The organism is Ensifer sp. ZNC0028 (assembly GCF_000799055.1).
In the GTDB taxonomy this organism is placed as follows: Bacteria; Pseudomonadota; Alphaproteobacteria; order Rhizobiales; family Rhizobiaceae; genus Ensifer.
The window spans coordinates 1-6,165 of the sequence record NZ_JTLA01000203.1 but is presented as its reverse complement, the minus strand read 5'-3'; the positions used below and the strand labels follow the sequence as shown (position 1 = coordinate 6,165).

The 6,165-nt window shown below is 56.4% G+C and carries 3 protein-coding genes and 4 pseudogenes; all 7 read right to left on the bottom strand.

Annotation, left to right across the window (positions count from 1 at the left end; genetic code table 11):
* Positions 1-46: 46 nt before the first annotated feature.
* Positions 47-214 (bottom strand): transposase domain-containing protein, encoded by a 168-nt coding sequence (locus L981_RS34280; protein ID WP_082006237.1) that lies wholly within the window; start codon positions 212-214, stop codon positions 47-49.
* Positions 215-284: 70 nt separating this feature from the next.
* A pseudogene (locus tag L981_RS32590) lies at positions 285-1,904 on the bottom strand (IS66 family transposase).
* A 75-nt stretch (positions 1,905-1,979) separates the two neighbouring features.
* Complete coding sequence (gene tnpB, locus L981_RS32585) at positions 1,980-2,324, bottom strand: IS66 family insertion sequence element accessory protein TnpB (RefSeq protein ID WP_043626847.1); 345 nt, start codon at positions 2,322-2,324, stop codon at positions 1,980-1,982.
* Complete coding sequence (locus L981_RS32580; protein WP_043626845.1) at positions 2,321-2,707, bottom strand: transposase; 387 nt, start codon at positions 2,705-2,707, stop codon at positions 2,321-2,323. The genes tnpB and L981_RS32580 overlap by 4 nt, the downstream gene beginning before the upstream one ends.
* A 92-nt stretch (positions 2,708-2,799) precedes the next feature.
* Positions 2,800-2,997, bottom strand: a pseudogene (locus L981_RS34895) (IS66 family transposase zinc-finger binding domain-containing protein); the annotation flags it as partial.
* A gap of 174 nt (positions 2,998-3,171) precedes the next feature.
* Positions 3,172-3,850 (bottom strand): annotated as a pseudogene (locus L981_RS34270) (transposase); the annotation flags it as partial.
* Positions 3,851-3,937: 87 nt separating this feature from the next.
* Positions 3,938-6,165: pseudogene (locus tag L981_RS35315) on the bottom strand (hypothetical protein); the annotation flags it as partial.

Sequence of the window (6,165 nt, the reverse complement as noted above, 5' to 3'; positions counted from 1 at the left end):
CAGCCTTCAGCCTAACTCAGCAAGGCGGCCGTCACCGGAGGGGTACTTATTTCTTGAAGTTCCAGGGCATCAATGCGTCGATATCGCTCGCCTGCCAACCGGCCGCGATGCGCTCGAGCGTCTGCGTCAACCACGCCAGTGGATCGACTTCGTTCATCTTGGCGGCCTGGATGAGGGTGGAGAGCGTCGTAGAGGAGCTCGAGCCACCACGCAACTCGCGTCACCCAGGCGCCGAGCGTGCCGCGATCGATGATCACGCCGCAGGAGGCAAGCATCGTAAGCGGTTAGCTGACAGCGTCTGACCTGAAGTTCCAGGGCATGAGGGCTTCGATTTCGGATGCTGGCCAGCCTTGAGCAATGCGGGTCTAGGTCTGCGAGAGCCAGTCGAGCGGATCGACGTTGTTCATTTTGGCGGTCTGCAAGACGGTGGCCACCGTCGCCCAGGTTCGTCCACCGCCCTCGCTTCCGGCGAATAGACTATTCTTCCTCGTAATTGTCTGGGGCCTGATCGCGCGTTCGACAATGTTGGAGTCGATCTCGATGCGACCGTCCGCTAAAAAGCGCTCCAGCGCCTCGCGCCGGATGAGCGCGTAGCGGATCGCCTCAGCGGTCTTGGACTTCCCGGAGACCTTGCCGAGCTCTTTTTCCCAAAGACCGAAGAGACTGGCGACAATGGCTGCAAACTTTCCCGGGCAAAGCGTGGAGCGGCTGTCGGCATCCTTGCCGCGAACCTCATCTTCGATGCGCCAGAGCTCGGTCATTGCCAGGACAGTGTCTGTGGCGGCCTGAGAGACACCGCTAATGTGCAGATCGTAAAACTTGCGCCGTAGATGTGTCCAACATCCTGCAAGCTGGATCGTTTCGTTGCTGCCGGTTTTCGCCCGCGTCTTGGCGAGATTGGTATAGGCCGAGTAGCCATCCACTTGCAGGATACCGCTGAATCCGGCGAGATGACGCGTCACGCAATCCGCGCCTCTGCTGTCTTCAAAACGATAGGCCACCATCGGCGGACTGGTCCCACCATAGGGGCGATCGTCGCGCGCATAGGCCCAAAGCCAGGCCTTGGTGGTTTTGCCCGAACCGGGCGCAAGAGTGGGCAGGGTCGTCTCGCCGGCAAAGATCCTTTCGCCCTCCTTGACCCTCTCCAGGATATAATCGGCCAGCATCTGCAGTTCGAAGCCGAGATGCCCCATCCGTTGGGCCATCAGCGATCGGCTGATCTCGACGCCGCCACGCAGATAGATCGCTTCCTGCCGATAAAGAGGAAGACCATCGGCGTATTTGGAAACGGCGATATAAGCGAGCAGCCGTTCCGTCGGCAGGCCGCCTTCGATGATGTGTGCCGGCGCCAGGGCCTGGACCACATCATCGCTGCCCCGGAAAGCGCATTTGGGACGGCGCGTCACGATAATCCTGAACTTCGGCGGCACGACGTCCAGACGTTCGCAGCGGTCCTCACCGATCAGAACCTTTACCAGCCCCTCGCACCCGGCCGGAATTTCCGGCTCGATGACCTCCTCGATGCGTTCGAGATGGGCGACAAAACCCTTGCGCGGACGCGGTGCTCGCTTCGGCTTGTCTTTGGCCGCGCGGTCGAGTTCGCTGCGGATTGCCGATAGGCCGGTTTCGACCTCTTCGAAAGCAAAGGAGACCTGCTCGTCGTTGACCCCGAGGCGGAGCCGCTCAGAACGCTTGCCATTTTGCGTGCGCTGCAAAACCTTCATGATCAAGGTCAGGTTGGCAATCCGCTCGTTGGCGCTCTTCTCAACCGCCTCCAACCGCGCGATCTCAGCCTCGGCCGCCTTCAGCCGGGCCTCCTTCGCAGCCTGTTCGCGCGCCAGCTCGAGGACCATCGCTTTCAGCGCATCAACGTCGTCCGGCAGGTCGCTAAGGGGCAAATCCATGAGGTCAAATAGAGCACAAGAACAGCCGCTTTCCCAATCATTACAGCAGCATGATTCATCTTGCCGCAGTCCTGATCAGCCCGTCAGCAGCGGCCGCCTGACCTTGGTTGGCTGGATCTTCTTCCAATCCAGACCGGCCAGAAGCGCCATTAATTGCGAATGGTCCAGACGTATCCGGGCGGCCGATATGCCCGGCCAGCAAAAGCTCTGCTCCTCGAGCGTTTTCGAATAGAGGCAGACGCCGCTGCCATCCCACCAGACGATGCGAACACGGTCCGCCCGCTTCGACCGGAACACATAAAGCGCTCCGTTGAACGGGTCGAGACCGCCATCTCTGACCAGAGCCATCAAGGATGCCGCACCTTTGCGGAAGTCGACCGGCTGGCACGACACGTAGACGACGACGCCGGACGCGATCATGCCTTGCGGACCGCCCGCAGTATCTTCGCCAGGTGATCCGACTCGATATCGCCGGCGACGCGCACCACGACATCACCGATGACGATTTCCACCGTAGAGCTTGCCACCGACTCAACGCGCGCGAACTTGACCTCCTCCTTCGCGGCTTCCGTCAGGGGCGCAACCAAGCCTGATAACAGTGCCTTGCGCCGCCATCCGTAAAGCTGCGAAGGATCCAATCCCTCAGCACGCGCGCTCGCCGAGACATTGGCGCAAGGCAACAACGTCTCGGCGATCAGGCGCTCCTTCTCTTCGTCCGGCCAGTCGCGCGGCTTGCGTCGCGCCCCCACCGGCGCCGCCGTCAAAACCTCGAATGTTCGCGGCTGATTCACACTGTCGCTCATAGGATCTCCGCATGATTCATGCAGAAAATCCCCGATCAGCGGACCAAATGATACGTGGGGGTCCCTACGCGCTTACCAAGCATCTGGGCCTAGCGATGCAGCGGCAAATGCCAGGCAAACTTCGAAACGGCGACATGGGCAGCGAAGGCCGTGGTCACCATGCCCCCGTCCATCACACGCGCCGGCACGGGCGCTTGCACGATGACGCTTTCGCAGGCCTGGCAGGCATAGCGCGGCCGGAGCGTCCGTTTCACCCGGACAACCGCCGGCACGATGTCGAGCGCCTCGCTGAAGATTGGAATAGCCGTCCGGCATCCTCGGAAAACGCATCCAGAACGTTCAACAGGCGGAATTGCCTGCCATCTCCAGTTCCTGTATTCGAGAAATTGTCCGCTACTTAATATGTCTCAGTTGAGGGGTGCATTCCACGACTGTCCGGGATTTACCGGAATCGCTGTCCCGTTAATCCGAAATCCGCAGCCATCCTCAAGACGATGCGCCATGAAGTCCATAACCAGACCAGGTTTGGTTTCTCCGGTAACTTCAGGATCAAACCCCGCAAGCGGCTGAGGCGCGAGAAGCCGGATGCTCTGGCCGTATCAGTTCCAGCTCGCGATAGATGCGGTATACCCGCTTATGGTTCCAGTGATGCCCCCGGACATTGCGCTGGTAGAGAAAGCAAAGGCCGAAGCCCCAGCTCTTCTTCGCCCGCGTCAACACGATCAGGAGATCGGCGATCTGCTCTTTCTCCTCGTTCAGCTTGGCACTGTAACAATAGCATGTTTCGCTGACACCAAAGGTGCGGCAGGCGAGTGCAATGCTCACCCCGCGTAACGCCACCGCTTTCCCGGCCATCTCCCGGCGTTGACATGGCCGCGTCACTTTTTTCCAAGAGCCTCTTTGAGCAGTTCCGCCCGCATGCTCATCTTAGCATTACATTTTCTTCAGCCAACGGTTTTCGTCTTCAAGAGCCTTCATCTGGCTGATCATCGACGCGTCCATGCCGCCGTATTTGGCTCGCCATTTATAAAACGACGCCGTGCTCATCCCGTGCTCCCGGCGTAAATCAGGCACGGGAACGCCGCCCTCCGCCTAGCGTAGGATTGCAAGGATTTGCGGTTCGCTGAATCTTCTCGTCTTCATCAAAATCTCTTCGATCATATCGAGAAAAATCTACTTTTGAAGTCCGTTAATTGCCGGGGGGACTACCATGTCCGCGGCATCCCGATTTCAATGAAAAGACCCAACTATGTTAGAGATAAGGAGCCTAATCCCCTCAAAGTGCTGTGCGCGCATTTGATGAAATACCTTCAGGTTATTTTCCATCATCGCCATGCGCTCTTGTTGCGTAAGACTTTTAGAAAGAGATTCGCGAGTGACATAGCCAAGTCCTAAACGTCTAAAGTCGCCGATATCTTCATAGTGAAGTATCGGTATAACCCCGGCTGCGCAGTACTCGACGATCTTCGTCGGACATGAAACGCGATTGACGACGGAGTTCGTTCGCAACGCATAGCCGAAGTCAGCTTTCAGATACTCTTTCCAAACCTCGTTTATACCTCCAGCGCTTTTTACCGAAATATTCTCCCGTTCGGGTTCAGGATATTTCAGCAACATACTTTGCACAGCCTCAATATCTTGTGTCACAATCGTTACACTAAGATCGATTGAGACGGCGTGAGCCACTGTCAAAGGCAGACACTGCCACTCTTGGACGCCGCCAGCATAAATTAGCCGATCACGTATGTTCGCCCTTTCATTTACAGTCATAAGGTGCGGGAAATCTATGATGATAGGCACGACCAAAAGAACGGTATCTTGAAGCATAGGATACTTTGTTACTATCCAATCCTTCATTGAGTGCGTGACGCAAACAACGTCTGTTGCTATTAGAAGAACCTCCCGCTCGAGTTCATGGGCCTGTGTTGCTCTCCTCGGGTCACCTTGAAGTTCTAACTCTTCGGGTACTACGCCATGCAAGTCTACAATCCGCTTGTTGCAACTGCAGAACGCTTTAAACGCATTGGCGTCGTGGAGCGGGAAGATCGTATGCGCATAGACAGCCGCCGCCCTTTTCGATAGACCTTCCACTAATTCCCCGGCAAAATTATCTGACAAGTAGACGGCGAATACACCCTCTTCATGCTTTACGAAGCTATCTCCATCGCCTTGTCCACTTTGGCAAACATACAGCCGGTTCCAGTCCTTGAAACGGGAGTCGATAGAGCGCAGACGCTGCACATATCCGTCGCCTGAAGGAGAGGTGAATGGATCAACGACTGACAAGAAGATGATGTACGGCTCGCTGCCGAAGTAGAGGGACACAATATTCTCTACCGCTGCCTCGATCAGAGTAATAGGATTAAGTGGGCTATAATCCGCCCCTCCGCTTCGCTCGCGACCGGCGAGTTTTTCCAACTCTGATCTGTAAGCACCCTTGATACGTCCATACAACAGGTAGTGTTCGAATGGAGCACATGCGGTATTGGCTAGTTCTGCGGCGAACTCTCTTTTATACCATCTCGTGTCGAAGACGCGATTGGGACGCAAGTTTGACACCTCCCCAATCTCCATAAAATGCTGAAGCGGGGATACTTCATACGGGAGTTGATACTCTGTCGTATACCAATCCGAGTCAAACGCCGCGTTCGGCCGACGACGCTCCAAGGCCCCCTGCCCAACAAAATGCTCGAGCGCCCCTACAGCCACGTCTTTGTAGTTTTCACGGTACCATCGAGGATCAAAATATGGGCACGGTTTGTAGTCATTCGCCTCACCAACTGAGGCGTAATGAGAGAGTGGCTCAACGTTTCCTGCGGGGTACTCCGATCTGTACCAGTGAGGTACGAAATAGGGGTTTGGCTTGCGTCCCTCAGTCCATCCCATGCGCAAGTAATGGGACAAGGGGTCCACATTGGCGATCCGAAGATCGGAATTCGCTGAAAGATACCAAGCTAGATCAAACAGGGGATGTGGCGAGCGTCCTTCTCGCCAACCGAACTCCACATAGTGGGAAAGTGGCTCTCGACCCGAGTTTGCGACATCCGGATTTTTTGTGAGATATTGGCGACCTAAAAAAACGCGGTGTGGTTCGCGTCCCTCTTGCCAGCCCAATTCAGTATAATGGGACAGCGGTTCACGACCGGCTTGAGCAACATCTTGATTCGACGCTAGATACCACTCAATGTCAAACAACGGATGCGGTGAACGTCCCTCACGCCACCCGAATTTGAGATAGTGAGCCAGTGGATCAATCCCCGCAACGCTCACGTCGGGGTTAGCGGCGAGGTACCAATTACGGTCAAAAAGGGGATGCGGGGTCCTCCCTTCACTCGAACCAAACTCGATATAATGAATCAGCGCATTTCCGCCAGTGCGCGCAACGTCTGGATTTTCCCTAAAATACCAACCGGCGTCAAACAGCGGATGAGGCCGGCGACCTTCGCGCCAGCCTTCAC

What these genes read in the sequence shown, in the direction of transcription:
- tnpB (WP_043626847.1), bottom strand. Translation starts at nt 2,324, where the DNA reads ATGATCGCGTCCGGCGTCGTCGTCTACGTGTCGTGCCAGCCGGTCGAC.
- L981_RS32580 (WP_043626845.1), bottom strand. Translation starts at nt 2,707, where the DNA reads ATGAGCGACAGTGTGAATCAGCCGCGAACATTCGAGGTTTTGACGGCG.